At 43.1% G+C, this 15705-nt stretch carries 13 protein-coding genes and 1 pseudogene; 13 read left to right on the top strand and 1 reads right to left on the bottom strand.

The window, feature by feature from the left end:
* The 13 genes and pseudogenes from BXY_RS03915 to BXY_RS03855 form a co-directional block, all read left to right on the top strand.
* Window positions 1-665, top strand: a pseudogene (locus BXY_RS03915) (hypothetical protein); the annotation flags it as partial.
* 4 nt (window positions 666-669) lie between these two features.
* On the top strand, window positions 670-1983 hold the full coding sequence (locus BXY_RS03910; RefSeq protein ID WP_008765938.1) for a hypothetical protein: 1314 nt from the start codon (window positions 670-672) through the stop codon (window positions 1981-1983).
* An 11-nt stretch (window positions 1984-1994) separates the two neighbouring features.
* Entirely contained in the window at window positions 1995-8132 is a 6138-nt protein-coding gene (locus BXY_RS03905; protein WP_008765937.1) for a hypothetical protein, read from the top strand.
* A 2-nt stretch (window positions 8133-8134) separates the two neighbouring features.
* Window positions 8135-8923: an Lcl C-terminal domain-containing protein gene (locus BXY_RS03900; RefSeq protein WP_008765936.1), complete on the top strand. Its 789-nt coding sequence runs from the start codon at window positions 8135-8137 to the stop codon at window positions 8921-8923.
* Window positions 8924-8948: 25 nt separating this feature from the next.
* Complete coding sequence (locus tag BXY_RS03895) at window positions 8949-9758, top strand: Lcl domain-containing protein (RefSeq protein ID WP_015531255.1); 810 nt, start codon at window positions 8949-8951, stop codon at window positions 9756-9758.
* Window positions 9759-9904: 146 nt separating this feature from the next.
* Complete coding sequence (locus BXY_RS03890) at window positions 9905-10312, top strand: four helix bundle protein (RefSeq protein WP_008765934.1); 408 nt, start codon at window positions 9905-9907, stop codon at window positions 10310-10312.
* Window positions 10313-10326: 14 nt separating this feature from the next.
* Window positions 10327-11748 (top strand): RNA-directed DNA polymerase, encoded by a 1422-nt coding sequence (locus BXY_RS03885; protein ID WP_008765933.1) that lies wholly within the window; start codon window positions 10327-10329, stop codon window positions 11746-11748.
* Window positions 11711-11989 carry a hypothetical protein gene (locus BXY_RS03880; RefSeq protein ID WP_008765932.1) on the top strand — a complete coding sequence of 93 codons (279 nt, stop codon included), beginning with the start codon at window positions 11711-11713 and terminating at the stop codon, window positions 11987-11989. The genes BXY_RS03885 and BXY_RS03880 overlap by 38 nt, the downstream gene beginning before the upstream one ends.
* Window positions 11990-12193: 204 nt before the next feature.
* Window positions 12194-12481: a hypothetical protein gene (locus BXY_RS03875; RefSeq protein ID WP_008765931.1), complete on the top strand. Its 288-nt coding sequence runs from the start codon at window positions 12194-12196 to the stop codon at window positions 12479-12481.
* Window positions 12478-13005, top strand: coding sequence for a hypothetical protein (locus BXY_RS03870; protein WP_008765930.1), 528 nt, complete (start codon window positions 12478-12480; stop codon window positions 13003-13005). The genes BXY_RS03875 and BXY_RS03870 overlap by 4 nt, the downstream gene beginning before the upstream one ends.
* Window positions 12989-13567 carry an N-acetylmuramoyl-L-alanine amidase gene (locus tag BXY_RS03865; RefSeq protein ID WP_008765929.1) on the top strand — a complete coding sequence of 193 codons (579 nt, stop codon included), beginning with the start codon at window positions 12989-12991 and terminating at the stop codon, window positions 13565-13567. Before BXY_RS03870 ends, BXY_RS03865 begins: the two co-directional genes overlap by 17 nt.
* A complete protein-coding gene (locus BXY_RS03860; protein ID WP_008765928.1) occupies window positions 13564-14034 on the top strand; it encodes a DUF6808 domain-containing protein in 471 nt (156 codons plus the stop codon). Before BXY_RS03865 ends, BXY_RS03860 begins: the two co-directional genes overlap by 4 nt.
* 158 nt (window positions 14035-14192) lie before the next feature.
* Window positions 14193-14906, top strand: coding sequence for a hypothetical protein (locus BXY_RS03855; RefSeq protein WP_008765927.1), 714 nt, complete (start codon window positions 14193-14195; stop codon window positions 14904-14906).
* Window positions 14907-15223: 317 nt separating this feature from the next.
* On the opposite strand, the gene BXY_RS03850 is transcribed toward BXY_RS03855, so the two are convergent.
* Window positions 15224-15657, bottom strand: a 434-nt coding sequence (locus BXY_RS03850; RefSeq protein ID WP_243442472.1) for a DUF5053 domain-containing protein, incomplete at its 3' end; no start/stop codon positions are given.
* Window positions 15658-15705 lie beyond the last annotated feature (48 nt).

Below are 15705 nucleotides of genomic sequence, written 5' to 3'. Positions count from 1 at the left end.
GGGTAGGATATGATAAACAGGACTATGAAAGTATGAATGGTCGTGACGAATTCCGATTTACTACTGAATATACTACTGGCATTGATATAACTGATAATGTATTAGAGTTGATTAGCCCTTACCGTGCTGATGTTTATGGAATTGAATTCTTATCGCAAAAGAGAGGCCAAGATACAACGGATAGTGAAAGTGACAATGATGTGTTTTTTGTTTGTGCCAGTACTACATTACATGATAATGGCGGAGTACAAACATATAAAGAGTATAGGCTTATAAGGAGCGGTTGGGAAATAAGTGGTGTACTTGATCCTGAAACGATGTTTAATACCATGTATTGGCAAGGAGGCATATTGCAAGCAAATGCCGGCTATATTGGTATGTTCACTAAAAAACTATCTTATTCTTCTTCTGACGGTAATAGTGATGTTGTTGTCAATGGTATAGGAATGAAAGATGATTTTAACGTTGAAAGTGGTATTATAACTTGTGGAGATGTTTCATTCACAACTTATAATGAAGATATTCCACCAACAGATGATGAAACGATTAAAATCTTAAAAGATGATCTAGTTTACGAGGGCTACATCAAAGAGGTGAGTAGTACAGTTGAGAGAAACGAGGGAGTGAAGTATGATTTATTTGTCCGTTCAATAACAAAAGCCTAGAAATATGATTATAAGCCCGTTTACCCCACTGTTTTTTTCTCCGTCTACCGATAAATTTGGAGCGAAGAGTAAATATGTGCAATTATTCGCACGTACAGACAGGATTTTTGTTGAATTGATTTTGACAGCCAAAGAGCAGGAGCCTATAGTTTACATTAATAATCTTTTAAGTAATATATCTACACCTGTATCATTAAGCTCATGGAAGATGAATGATGATAAGATTCTTTATTTCTATAACATTTCATTGCTTCCATGTGGATACTATACTGTAACAGTTAATGGGAATACGAGTGAGATTTTTAAAGTTACGGACGATGAATGTGAGTTATCAGAAACCAGCCTTATTCAGTATTCAATGAAAGATAATAAGCAGCGTCTTGATGCTGTCTGGTGGATAGATGGGATGCAATACTTTTTTGATTTTCGCGTTCCTGGTGGTTTCAAAGATAACGGATGGACGTTCGGTGTGGATAATGAGCAGTTCGTGACCTCTGATGAGGATATTGTTGAGCTATTCAGCCACGAATATACAACAGTATTATTCACGCTTGGAAATGGGATGGGATGCCCTGTGTGGTTTGCTGAATTATTGAATCGTGTCTTATGCTGTAATTACGTCTACTTTGATGGTGTTCGATATACCAGAAAGGAAAGTAATGTTCCGGAACTTAACCAGCAAATAGAGGGATTGAAGAGTTTTGTGTTCAATCAAATGTTACAGAAGGTAAGAACGATGAATCCAGTTTTGGAATGGAATAACCAGCTTGCTATGAGGTGTGTACAAAGCGGTGCTTATAGGATAGCAGATGATGAAGGAATGCGTAGTATCAAGTATGGTTCAGAAAGTGAGGTTGCAGAGGTCGGAGCATATATCAATATGACTAAGGCTATTCCTAATACTGGAGTTTCTATTAATAGTGATACTATGGTTACTGTCAACAGTATTCATCACCCAGGTGTTGATGAAAATTCATATTGGGATTTGATTGCAATCAAGACGACTGACATAGATAACAAGTATATTGGTAGAAGAGGTTACGGTAAACTTACAGTTAATGGACTGGATAGACTAAAGAACGATTTGGACAACGGTTCGATAAATTTGCGTGCTGTACTATATAAAGGAGATTCGTATACTAACCTCATTGAAGGGAATGTAATCAGTAGGGATGGTGTATGTGTCTTGAAAGGTATTAACGGTGGAGATATTGGTGCTCTGAAGGAGTTCCAACTTTATCTTGATAATGTCTATGATTGCGACATAGATAATCTTGGTATGACCATTGAGCTTGTATGGGTATATGAAAATGATTAAAAAAGAGAATTATGACAGAAACAGAAAAACAACAGATTATTAGCCTTGTGTTACAAGCGTTGAAGACAAACAGTCTTACAATAGAGCAACTGACTGATACAACAGAGCTATCCAAAGATATGTACGTTGAAGTTAGTGGCGGTCGGAAAATATCTATTGATTTGCTTTCAAGTACCATTGCTAAAATGGTGAATGGTGATTTTGATGCATTAGTGGAGAATGTCAATAAGATTGCAAAAGATTTATCGGATGGAGACGCCGAGTTATTGAAACGTATAACAGGAGTGTCTGATAAATCCAATCCTTTGACTGACCCATTTAAAAGTATTGGCTCTTTTACTACTATTGGTAGCTTTAAAGATAAATTAAAAACAATGTATTCCGGGGATTCTTCTATTGGGAATTATCGGTGTATTTTGTCTGTTGATTCGTCTAAGATTCCTGTAAATATACAAATTGAACGGTTGGAGCTTAATAAGGTTTGTCAATCATTCACTTCGTGTATACAACTGGCTACCATGTCAGACAATGCCGAAGGTGTATATTTAGGTACAGTTTGTACAAACTCACGAATAGGTATTGTTTCCAATGAGAGTGTTACATGGGGCAAATGGACCTCTGTAATAAATGACTTTGAGGAAAGGATAGGAAAAGCGAACGGTATCGCTCCTTTGAACGAAGAAAGTAAAGTTCCTTCTGAATGTCTGCCTGAACCGTTGTCTCTTGGGGAAGGTGAAGAAGAAGCTTTCCCCGGCAACCGTGGAAAGTCTTTGGAAGATACAATGAAAAATATCCCTTCCGATATAATCAAACCGGGTTCTTTCTCCGTCCTGTCTGACGCTTCCTATCTCAATGTGTATTTTAAGAAAGTGTCCAAAACAACCGGTAAAGAAACGGATGACAGCTTCCGTCTGCCTTCTGCTACCCTTGAACAAGCCGGCCTTTTGTCCGCCGAGGATAAGCAAGCCCTTGAGGATATGAAGAGCGGCACGCCCGCTGACGATGTAACACACCCCATCGTCATTGTTGATGAGATCCGCCCATTGAAAGACGGCTACTATACCCTTGAAACCGCTATTGCCGCCGTTGTATCTAGCCAGCAGGAAACAGGCATCAACTATGAGAGGACAGGACTTATCATTACCTATAAAACGGGTGAATACGAAATGGAAACCCGGCAGTTTCAAGGTGCGGTGTCTGATTTTAATGAGGTGGCACTTTGGAAGAACTTTGGCGGTGAAGGTTCGAAAGTGGAACTTGGTGATGCTCCCGAAGAGGGGGGCGATAAAGCCCTCTCAACCGGTGGTGCGTATGATTGCATCCCTGTGGACTTTTCTCTTGACACCGAGACTGAAGGCGTTGTCAAAATTCAAATGGTCAACGCCAAAGGCGAAGGTGTCGGCGAAGAGAAACAGTTTCTTGTCGGTACCGGCGGTGGTGGAGGAGGTGGTGGTACTATTGTGGCCATTGCTTTTGAATCCTCTCCCGTTTACGGGGCATACGGTTCACCTATCAAGGGACGTGCGGCTGTCCGTTCCGTGACTAGCGGCGGTGGCATTGAAACAGAGAATTCCATTGAAACGCTTGAGATAGTTGACCGTGACAGCGGTCTGACCGTGTGGGCGGAACGTGTCAACAGACCGAGTTCCGGTGATTTGACCGATTACACGTTCGAGCTTGACTTCACTTCGTTCTTCACAGCTGCGGGTTCCCGCAAGTTCAAGCTTGTGGCTACCGATGATTCCGGGAATACCGGAAGCAAGAACATTTCGGTTACTGCCGTTGATATAACCTGTACCTGCGTGCAAGTGTTGCAATACAGCCCGGACACGCCCGTAACTCCGACAACAGGAAGCGTTACCATCCCCCTGTACAAGTTCGCCAACAACCAGTCGGATAAAGGCATTTCCGTCCGGGTGGACATCAAGATTAATGGAGAATGGCATCTTCTTGCTACAACCGCCGTCAATGACAGTTTTACCCATTCCATTACCCTGCATCCGTCAGAACTGGGCTTGTCACATGGCAGCTACCCGCTCCGCATACAGGGAACTGATATAGCCAGCGGTGCAAAAGGCAATACCATCTACACGGCTGTAATGGTGGTGGAAGAGGGGAATGAAACTCCGATAGTGTCGTTACGGTACGATGATACGACCGGCGGTACAGTGCGCCTGTACGACACATTGAAACTCGATGTCGCGGTTTACGTCCCCGGCAAGTCGCAGTCCCATGTCGCCATATTTGCTAATGGTATACAATTCACGCAGCTTCTCGCCCTTAATACTCGTAGTTATTCTGTTTCACAGCAGATAAAAGGGTATGCTGACGGCACAGCGGTAACCTATAATGCTATTGTCAGTGCTGTATCGAGTGACAATATCATTGTTACTGTTGACGGATCGGCCATCGACGCCGAACTGACTTCCGGTACTATCTACGACTTTGATTTTTCGGGACGCTCCAACGATGAAGCAGACCATAGCATCACGTCGAACGGTTATGAGTTGAAACTGGCCGGTGCAAACTTTACCAGCAACGGATTCGGTACCTTCCTCGGCAAGAATTGCCTGCGCATCGCGGAAAATGTAACCGGACAGCTCAACCATTATATGTTCGGCTCTTCGATGTTGGAGGCTACGGGCGGGGCGATACAGTTCACCTTTGCGACCAAGAACGTGAAGGACAAGAACGCAAAACTGATGGAGTGTTACGACGAGAGTTCCGGCGCCGGCTTCTATGTGACCGGCTCAAAGGTGGGCATCTACTGCAAGAACGGCATAAGGTCGCGTGAGGAACGCTCCTACGAGCAGGGCAAGGAGATAACCGCCGCTATTGTCGTAGAGCCTACAAGCATATACATTGAACGTGGCGGCATCAAGTATTCAATGATATGTCTCTACCTTGATGGCGAACGTGTCGCGGCCCTCGGCTATGTGGGTGGCACCGGCAATCTTTTCCAGGATCGCAATATCAAATTCAATGGAGAGAGAGGCGACCTTTACCTCTATAACCTCTGTGCGTGGAACACCTACTTTGAGTGGGCGCAAGCACATAAGAACTACCTTGTCCGGCTTACTGACACGGAAATAATGGTCAAGGAATATGAGTTTGAGAATGTGCTTGTCTCACAGACCGCTGAAGGCACGACGATGTTACGTCCTAGTGCCGCAGAACTTTATGCGCGCGGTATTCCCTATATTGTGGAAGTAGCATCGGATGAAAGCTTCAATGAGTTTGACAACGGTGTTTCGACAAGCGACAACTTCACCGTCGACCTTTATTACTACGACCCCGTTCATCCGTGGCGTTCATTTGTGGCACGCGGCGTACGCAAACGCAGGCAGGGAACCACATCAGCCAAACGTTGCAAGAAAAATCCCCGTTATTATCTCGGCAAGGCGAAGGAGATTGTACCGTTGTTCCCGGACTATACCAATGCTGATGCACTGTTAACCTACGCTCTTTTCAAGCAGAAAAAAGTGCGTGTGGGCGAGAATACCATCCCGGTGGATATCATCACCGTCAAGATAGACTTCTCTGATTCCAGCGGTGTGAACGATTGCGGCACTTGCGACATGATGAACTACACCTACCGCTCTCTCGGTGGCGACTACCTGACCCCTGCCCAGCGCTTCTTTGACGGCACATATGACTTGGGTGACATACACATCGAAGGCTTGGAGATGAATCACTCGACCGCCAACCACCCGGTGTGCGTGTTCCGTTCCACATCGGACACGTTGCAGAATGTCTACTTCGAGGCGCGTGGTAACTGGAAAGAGGACAAAGGCGAACAGACCGCCCTTGGGTTCATGAACACTCCCGGTTACAACCTCGGCTGTCTGAACTATCAGGACGCATCGTTTGTCGAGTTCTTCGGCCGCGCAGAGGAAACGCTTGACCAGATAGAGGAACGCTTCAAGGCTACAGACGGACTTGATACGGGTATGCTCTACCTGCTGTCTTTGTATTGCGGGCGTGACTACCGCTTCATGCGTTACGTTGACGGCGCATGGAAGGATACAACCGGTTCAATGTATCAGGAAGATGGCAAATGGCTCATTGAGGGTGATGTACTGAACCCCGTTGAAGGTTTTGAACTACTCGTGTACCAAGGGATGTGTTGGTGGCGCGGTGTTTCTTCCGTTGAGGATATGATGAAACCCAGCTCAATGAAGTCAAGTTGGGTTCAGAAACTCATCGACAAAGGTGAAATATCCGGCGACACATTCCCGGCATGGACATACTATTTCGAGTGTATGGTTGACAATGACCAGCTCGCCATCGACTATGCGCTCGGGAAGAAAGTGCCTTACCAGCTCTATAATATGCTGCGCTTCTGTGATACTTGTAACAAGGACAACGATGCCCAGTGGCAGGAGAACTGGCGCAATAATCTGCGTCTGCACGCCAACCCCAAATCAGTGATGAGCTACTACGGCTTTACCGATTACGCCTGCGGCAAAGACCAGCAAGCAAAGAATATGCAGCCCATGTGGTTCTTGGAAAGCGGGGCGAGCGTTACCAAGGGCGTCTATTCACCGAACGCGCTTATCATGTATCTTAACAAGATATATGATGCTGACGGTGTGAACGACAAGGACAATGACGGCGGTTGCGATACCGACCCCGAAGTAGACCCCGGCAAACCCTCGACAGATACGTATACCAACCCGTTTGCAGGGTGGAACAGTATCCTTTGGGTGTGTTGTAGGGAACAGCAGGAGGTGTTGCTTGTCGACGGAAACACCATAGACCTGCGCACGGTCATCGCGGCTATGCGCTCCTGCCAAATAGAAGTGGACGGTCAAATGATGAAACCTTTCTCACCGGATGGTGCTATCTATTTTTATTGTACCAAACGGCAGTTGGTATGGCCGAAAGTGGTCAGCTCTTACGATGGCTACCGGAAGTATATCCAGTACACCGCCACCTCGGATGCTATCTACTTCTACGCTCTGCAAGGGCTTGGATTGACATCGCTTCCGGCATTTATCCGTACTCGTTGGCGCATCCGCGACGGTTATTACCAGACCGGAGACTTCTTCAGCGGTGTTCTGTCCGGGCGTATCGCTTGTGGTGCAGATGCGACAATAACTATCATGGCAGCGGCAACCGGTTACTTCGGTGTTGGCAATGACGCATCGGGCAACCTCTCGGAGAGTTGTTACCTCGAAGCCGGACAAAGCTACACATTCACCAACTTTGCCAAAGATGAGGGTGCATTGCTGTACATCTACCAAGCCGACCGGATGAGTAGTATAGATCTCTCCGCATTGACGCTTAGTGACAACTTCGATTTCTCGGTCATGAGTCTTGTGGAAACCCTTGTCACAGGTGGAGAAAACCATGTCGAACGTAGTATGGGTTACAATAAACTGGCGGCATATATGCTCGGAGACTTGCCGTTCCTAACCACACTTGATATCAGGAATACCGGAGCAAAGAGCCTTGATGCTTCCAAGTGTCCCCGTATTGAGCATATCCACACCGAGGGCAGTGTATTGGAAAACCTGACTCTTGCAGAGACTTCTCCGATTAATGACATCTCTCTTCCACCAACAATGACAAGCCTCCGTTTTGTCGGTCTTCCTGAACTGACCTATACCGGTCTTTCCGCCCCGTCCGGCCTGCAAATAGAATCTATGCCGAACGTTCAACGTCTGCGTCTTGAAACGTCGCCTAAACTTGACGCCATCCAGATGCTCCGTGACGTCCTCGCTTCACAGACGGAATCCCGTAAACTTTCCATGCTCCGTATCTCGAACATGACACTGAAGGCTGACGGCTCCGAGCTTCTTGCCATTCTCGAATATGGAGTTGCTGGTATGGATGAGGACGGTAACAGACAGGATAAACCGGTGGTCAACGGCACGTACGAGTTGACGGTTATCCGTGAAACGGATGAAATCGAATCCCTTGAATCCGGCATCGACGGCCTTGTCATCCTTACCGTCATCGATGCCTACATCGACCTTATCAACTGGTTCAATAATGAGTCTTATGGCGGGGAACCGTACTACGATAATGTAACGCTGGACAACATCAATGAAGTCCTTGAATATTATAACGGCGAAACTTACGAAGAATATCTCGAACGCTTCGCTGAAGACAATATGGATATTAATGATTTAATTAACAAGTAACTATGACGAATGAACAAAGCGCAACGCTGCTTCGCTTGAACAAACAGGCGCAGGTGGTCGCACTGAACGCCGTTGGATTCTCGGATATCACCGAGAACTCCCGCGCCTCTGAATTTGGACAACGTATCAAGTGGGCTGCCGGCCTGCTTGATTTGAATCTTGCCTGTAACCGCATCTCGGATAACTCCAAATGGTATTTCACCCGTGAGGAATGGGATTCCTTCACGGTTACCAACAAACAGTTGTTTATCAAACGCGGTCTTCGTATCCGTGCGCATGGACACTCCTTCGTAATTTCCGCCCAGGAGTGCTATAATGCCGACATGACTACCACCTTCTACTGGGGCGGTCAGGGCAAAGCCATAGACGGCCTGAATCAAAAAGGACTGGGCGCCATGTATGACTGCTTCACGGGTGAGGAAGATACTGACCTCATTATCGCAACTCTGAAAGACCAAAATAATAGTGGTGTGATCGGTGCGCCAGCTGCCGAAGCCGCCCGCGCCTACCGTGCCTACACTTTGGAAAGTGACGGTATCGAGGATGAATCCAACTGGTTCCTTCCGTCATCCGGTCAAATGCTTCTGATGTATCGTTACCGTGATAAAATCAATGAGATGATGCGTACCTTTTGGAGTAGTGACAGTATGCTGATGACTGATAAATACTACTGGTCATCAACAATTTGGGATACTAACTCCGCCTGGGCGTTCGAACTGAATACCGGGCGTATTACGAATCAAAACAAAAATTCAGCCCTTCTTCATGTGAGAGCTGTTGCTTCCGAATAGTATTAACTTAATATTATACAATAAAATGGATAAAAATATCGCCAGCGCCATGCTTCTGCGCTTGAATAAACAAGACCAGATAGAAGCCTTAAAATCAATAGGTTTTACAACCGTGAATGAAAACACCCCCGCAAGCGACATCGCCAAATATATGCAATGGTCAGGTACGCTTCTTGACCTTTCTTTGGCTACGCTCCGGATTGAAGACGGTGAACAAGTCTTTTTCACGGCTTCCGAATGGAACTCCATGAGCGCGAATAATCGCTCCAAGTATATCCGTATCGGCATCCGACTTCGCGCCGAATGCCACCAGTTCATTATCGCCAAAAGTGACTGCGTTGACGCAGGCGGCAATAAAACGTTCAAATGGGGTGGCTACGGAACTGACCTACGCGGCCTGAAAAACTACGGCAGTGGTAACCAAGGACTCTATGATACCTTCGACGGCAAGGAAAATACCGATGTTATAATAGAAACCCTTGCAGGCGTCAAGGACACCCAGGGAACTGTCGGCGCCCCTGCCGCCGAAGTTGCCAGAGCCTATAAAGCCTGTACGCTTGAATCTGACGGAATTGAAGATACAACCGTGTGGAACCTGCCCGCATTGGGTGAACTTATGCTTATGGCCAAGTATAAAACCGAAATCAATGAGCTCATAACTTCTATGTTTGGTAATCAAAATATATTTACAAACGATTGGTATTGGTCTAGTACCGAATATGACGCTTCCAGCAGTTGGGGCGTGATCTTCAACAACGGCAGCGTCAGCACGAACCACCGCCAGGTCGCGGGCCGGGTTCGTCCCCTCGCCGCAATAAACACTTTATCCCTTTAATTCTTTATCCCTTAGAGAGTTAGCTAAATAAAAGCCCCGGCAGGGGCTTTTTAGTTTCACTTTTTTGAGCTAAAATTGTGTTAATTGCTTTACAGTTATTAACTTTGCGCCCTCTAATACATACATTAAAATATTAAAAAATTAACATGGCACTTACACAAGACCTTCCTATATCAAATTCGATGTATAAGCTTCTGAACCTTATCATTGATGCCCGGCAACAATTCCCCAAGGCGTTCCGGTATGAATTTGGTACGGAGTTGATGATGCTTGCCGTCCATTGTTGCGAATATATCCGTTATGCAAATACAGATATGAACCTTGAGCACCGTGCAGATTATCTGATGAAGTTTTTGTGTGAGTTTGATGCATTGAAATTACTGCTAAGAGTGTGTGAAGAACGACATTTGACCAGCCTGACTCAAACTGCCGAAATCTGTCTGCTTGCAGAGAGCATCGGTAAGCAAAGTACCGGTTGGTACAAAAAAACGGTTGCAGATCTCCAACGGCAAAACGCTAACGGATCGCAACAAGTCGCAAAGCCGGAGTCATAATCGCCAAGGGGATTATGAGTGAGCAATTAGAATTATTTATTGGGCATCCCCCCGGTGATGAGCCGGGAAAGACTAAGATAGCGGATGCAACGGCTTCCAGCAGTTGGAACGTGAACTTCAACAACGGCAACGTCAACACGAACAACCGCCAGAACGCGAACCGGGTTCGTCCCCTCGCCGCAACAGGTAATATAATCTATGACATACTTCTTAGCAGTATTTTCGAAGCATCCGAAGATTGTGCCAGGCAGAAAAGAACGAGTACGGATTGTGTTGAGTTTTATAATGATTATCAGTCTGCATTGGTGCGGCTATGGTATTCTATTATTTACGGTGAATATGTACCGGACTTTTCAAAAGTATTCATACGGACTTACCCTGTATATCGGGAAGTCTTTGCCGCCGCTTTTATTGATCGCGTTGTCCATCACTGGATCGCTCTTCGTATCGAGCCGATCTTAGAGGAACGCTTCCGGGAACAAGGAAACGTCTCCAAGAACTGCCGGAAGGGTGAGGGATGCTTGTCTGCCGTGCACTATCTGAATAACATGATAGTCGAGGTCAGTGAGAATTATACTGCCGATGCGTACATTTTCAAAGATGACCTGTTCAGTTTCTTCATGTCTATCTCGAAATCGTTGGTATGGGAAATGCTGAACATATTCGTAAGGGACAATTATAAAGGTGATGATATTGAATGTTTGCTTTACCTTCTAGCCGTTACTATCTTTCATTGTCCACAAAATAAGTGTATCAGACGCTCTCCCGTCTCCATGTGGGACAGACTTCCCAGTAATAAGAGTCTGTTTCATAATGATCCTGACAGGGGAGTGGCTATCGGGAACCTGCCGTCACAACTCATAGCCAACTTTCTGGCGTCTGTATATGATTATTTCGTGATGGAAATATTGGGATTCATGTATTATGTACGCTTTGTTGATGACTTTTGTATCGTAGTGAAATCACCGGAAGAAATATTGTCTAAAGTCCATCTTCTTGATGGTTTCCTGAAGGAACAACTCCTTTTACGGTTGCATCCACGCAAACTGTATCTTCAGCACTATAAAAAAGGAGTCTTGTTTGTTGGGGCGTTCATTTTGCCGGGTAGAATTTATGTATCTAACAGGGTGGTTGGTAACACATATAACGCTGTCAGGAAATTTAATAGAATAGCTGAAAATGGATTTGCAGAAGCGTATGTTGAGAAGTTTGTGAGTACGATGAACTCTTATTATGGCCTGATGAAACACTTTGCAACGTACAATATCCGCCGTAAAATTGCAGCGATGTTGCTTCCTGAATGGTGGGAATATGTTTATATCGAAGGACATTTTGAAAAGTTTGTATTGAAGAATAAATATAACCATAGAAAACAACTAATTAAACATATCAAAAAACATGGATCAAAAAAATATCTTACCGCGTGGGATTGCTAAGCCTATCGAGCAACAGCCGGACGGAACCTGGGTTGTACGTCATCACTTCCGGGTGGTTGGTACCAATGAGAATGGTGAAGAACTTGTAACTTTTGCCAGTTCGGAATATCCCGAGAAACCTACCTTGCAACAGATTCAAAGAAGTATTGACCGTTATCGGGTGTGTCTAACAATGTATGGAGATACAATTTCAGACGAAATAGAAAAGGTTGATCTTTCCGTGTATATGTTTACGGATTAATAGTTCAATCTGTTGGTTGTTTTAGGGGTGCTTTTCAAGCATCCCTTTTTTATTTATGGAAAAAGTGAAAATTATAATGTCTTGTTTTATAGATATTTATCATAGAATTGATTTCCAAGATTTTTCATTTTTGTAAAACTCGTTATTATACTCAATACATTTGTTCCATACAGAATATTTTATTAATAATTAAACGTTATGAGTATGGGTATAAAAGTATTGTATGATTGGATTTTGCAATCTAACCGACCGGCACACGTCAAAGCCGGGATGTTCGTCTTTGTTGTAATGCTTGTTTTCTGTTTCCTTCTATTAGGCATTGATTTCTGTAAATCTGCTATTGTTTCTTTAACGACAACCGCCATTGCTGCAATAGTGGTTGAGTACATTCAGAAAAAGTGCGGGTTCATCTTTGATTGGCTTGACGCATTAGCTACTGTTTTGCTTCCTGGGCTGATTACTGTGTTTTCAATATTGGTAGTAACTTTATGATTAATATTATGAGATGGTTATATGAGCTATTTAATGTAGACCAGATACGAATTATTTTCGTTTCGATGTTCAGTTCTCTTCTTGCTTATTTAACGCCGACTAAAGGTTTTCTTATAGCATTAGTTATAATGTTTGGATTTAATATTTGGTGCGGAATGAGGGCTGATGGTGTTTCAATTATACGTTGTAAAAACTTTAAGTGGGATAAGTTTAAAAATGCCTTGGTTGAACTTCTTCTCTATCTTATAATCATTGAAGTAGTCTTCTCCTTTATGAGCTTGATAGGAGACGGTGAGAACTCATTGTTAGTTATTAAGACTATTACGTATGTATTTTCTTATGTATATCTTCAGAACGCATTTAAGAATCTGATTATTGCTTATCCTAGAAACAAAGGGTTTCGTATAATTTATCATGTAATACGTTTTGAATTTAAGCGGGCTACGCCTACGCACGTACAAGGAATTATTGATAGAATCGAAAACGAACTAGATAAAGAGGAAAGATATGAAAATATTGATTGATAACGGTCACGGTAGCAATACTCCGGGTAAGTGTTCTCCGGATGGTAGGTTAAGGGAATACTCTTATACTCGTGAAATTGCTGGGCGTGTAGTATTTGAATTGCGTAAATTAGGTATTGATGCGGAACTGGTCGTGAAAGAGGAAATAGATGTTCCTTTGTCAGAACGTTGTAGGCGAGTGAATGAATATAAGACTTCTGAAGCAATTCTTATTTCTATCCATTGCAATGCAGCCAGTAATGGTTCAAATTGGATGCAAGCACGTGGTTGGGAAGCATGGACCAGTGTGGGACAGACAAAAGCCGATAAGCTGGCTGACTGTCTGTATGCTACTGCTGAAGAATGTTTGTTTGGAATGAAAATACGGAAGGATATGGCAGACGGTGATCCAGATAAGGAGAGTAGTTTTTATATCTTGAAACATACGAAGTGTCCGGCTGTTCTGACGGAGAATCTGTTTCAGGATAACAAAGAAGATGTGGATTTCTTGCTGTCAGAGGAGGGGAAACGGACTATTGTTTCTCTTCATGTGAAAGGCATTTGTAAATATCTAGGCATATGAAGTTTCTTCCGTGGATACTAGTCTGCCTGTTGCTTGGCGTGATCGTGTGGATGCAGTGTAATCCGCACGATCCGTCAACGGTCTACATTAAAGGAGATACTGTACGTATTCGGGACACAATAAGAGACACAATACCCAAACCGGCAAAGAGAACTCCAAAGCGTATCGATACGGTATATTTACCTATCTTGATAGATGCTACGACTGACAGAACCGTAGAAGGTGACTCAATTCCGGTACTTGTACCTATTGTAAGCAAGGAATATAAAACTGATAATTACCGGGCCATAGTTAGTGGATATAAGCCTAGTCTTGATTTCATGGAGGTGTACAGAGACAAGGAAATTATTACTCTTTCACCTTTACAGAAGAAAAAACGTTGGGGATTAGGCTTACAGACAGGATATAGTTATCCGGGCGGTTGGTATGTTGGGGTGGGAATAAGCTGTAATTTGATTATGTGGTAATGAAAAAAGAAATACAATATACTAGTATTCGTAGATTACTTCTCCATTATTTTTTATACTGCTAAATTCTTTTTGGATATTTCACATATTATTTATAATTTCGTATTTACATTTTAATCTAATCTTATGATGTAACTTATATAAATTATATTGAAGGTATGAAATATATATGTTTATTTCTTTTTGCGTGTATTTCAATAATATCCAAAGCACAAACTTTAATTCTATCAGAAAATGATTCTACGGTTATGACAGAATATAATGATGGGAATCTTTGGGCATATAGAAATGCGAATGGTTTTATCGTTGGCCTTACGACTTATGAAACGAAGGATGATTATGGAAAATATTATCGGATTGATGTTTTCATCAAGAATCAGTGTGATTCGTCGGTCATATTTACGCCGGACGATGTTACTTCTCATTTGCTGACTAATAGAGGAGATAATTATCAATTAATGGTATACACAAATGAAGCTTTTCAGAAAAAGATAAGAAAGTCTCAAAACTGGGCTATGGCCTTATATGGCTTTTCTTCTGGGCTTAGTGCAGGAAGTGCCGGATATTCTACATCTTATTCCACATCGTATTCGTCAAATGGTACCGCTTATACAACAGTGACCAACCATTATGATGCAAATGCGGCTTTTCAAGCTAATATGGCATCATCTTATCAACTACAAACATTGGGTAAAATGATGGATAATGATAGGGAAATAAAAAGGCAAGGATATCTAAAGAAGACAACAGTACATCCCAATGAGGGTATAATAGGATATATGAACATTAAAAGAAAAAAGGGAAAGATTCTAACTATAAATATACCTATCAGTGGTTATGTTTATTCTTTTGATTGGGATGTAAGTAAATAATTGGATTGAAGGTAAATGAAAGGCAGCTTATTAGGCTGCCTTTTTGGTAATCCTTCCTATCAACAACACACGAATCAACAAACTCTCAAGAAGGGTTACATAAGATAGTACTAATATATAAATGAAAAGTTCGATCGTGGATATAAAAAAAGTGAGGGGAACCACCCCCTCACCAAAGTCAAACCAAAATAATCCGAATTATGTCCGTATTATCTTGATGTTGCAAAGATACAATTATTTTTCGATTAGACAATAAAAATCCCTGCATCGGCTCAATGCAGGGATGGTGTCAAATAAGAGCTTAACTGATTTTTAANGATGTCTGATGAATCATTTCGCTAACATCGTTCAAAGCGTTCAGGAACGTTTTGAGTTCATTGTCAGTAAAGCGAGCCTTTTTCCCGTTGACTATATTTCCGTTAATACGCTGATATAGCCAGTTTCTACTTTTACCAAAATATTTCTTTGCAATATAACTGAATGAGATTGCTTCGGGCAATTCTCCAAGTTTATCACGTAATATGGCTTCTTCCGCTCTTTCTATATAATCATTGCAGGCATTTACCGTTGCTTTTAGCCCAGCTTCAGATGCTTTTTTGTAGGCTTCCTTTTGGGCTTCCGGTAGTTTATTATATTTATCCTGCATTTCCTTTTTGAAAGCTTCTTTTTCTTCTGTGGTTTTTAGTTCTTTGAATCTTTCAAAGTCAGCCTGCATTTCTTTTGTTGGCAGGCAATCATTCCAATCTATCATAGCTTTTAATGTTTGTCCCTCCCCGAAGGGAGGGATGTTAATTACAAC

This window comes from Bacteroides xylanisolvens XB1A (assembly GCF_000210075.1).
Classification (GTDB): Bacteria; Bacteroidota; Bacteroidia; order Bacteroidales; family Bacteroidaceae; genus Bacteroides; species Bacteroides xylanisolvens.
The sequence above is the reverse complement of the archived record's forward strand: the minus strand, read 5'-3'. Positions and strand labels throughout refer to the sequence as shown.

Coding starts and splice junctions, on each gene's coding strand:
- BXY_RS03870 (WP_008765930.1), top strand. CDS start 12,478: ATGATTAATATTATGAGATGGTTATATGAGCTATTTAATGTAGACCAG.
- BXY_RS03890 (WP_008765934.1), top strand. CDS start 9,905: ATGGCACTTACACAAGACCTTCCTATATCAAATTCGATGTATAAGCTT.
- BXY_RS03880 (WP_008765932.1), top strand. CDS start 11,711: ATGGATCAAAAAAATATCTTACCGCGTGGGATTGCTAAGCCTATCGAG.
- BXY_RS03855 (WP_008765927.1), top strand. CDS start 14,193: ATGAAATATATATGTTTATTTCTTTTTGCGTGTATTTCAATAATATCC.
- BXY_RS03895 (WP_015531255.1), top strand. CDS start 8,949: ATGGATAAAAATATCGCCAGCGCCATGCTTCTGCGCTTGAATAAACAA.
- BXY_RS03860 (WP_008765928.1), top strand. CDS start 13,564: ATGAAGTTTCTTCCGTGGATACTAGTCTGCCTGTTGCTTGGCGTGATC.
- BXY_RS03885 (WP_008765933.1), top strand. CDS start 10,327: ATGAGTGAGCAATTAGAATTATTTATTGGGCATCCCCCCGGTGATGAG.
- BXY_RS03900 (WP_008765936.1), top strand. CDS start 8,135: ATGACGAATGAACAAAGCGCAACGCTGCTTCGCTTGAACAAACAGGCG.
- BXY_RS03875 (WP_008765931.1), top strand. CDS start 12,194: ATGGGTATAAAAGTATTGTATGATTGGATTTTGCAATCTAACCGACCG.
- BXY_RS03910 (WP_008765938.1), top strand. CDS start 670: ATGATTATAAGCCCGTTTACCCCACTGTTTTTTTCTCCGTCTACCGAT.
- BXY_RS03865 (WP_008765929.1), top strand. CDS start 12,989: ATGAAAATATTGATTGATAACGGTCACGGTAGCAATACTCCGGGTAAG.
- BXY_RS03905 (WP_008765937.1), top strand. CDS start 1,995: ATGACAGAAACAGAAAAACAACAGATTATTAGCCTTGTGTTACAAGCG.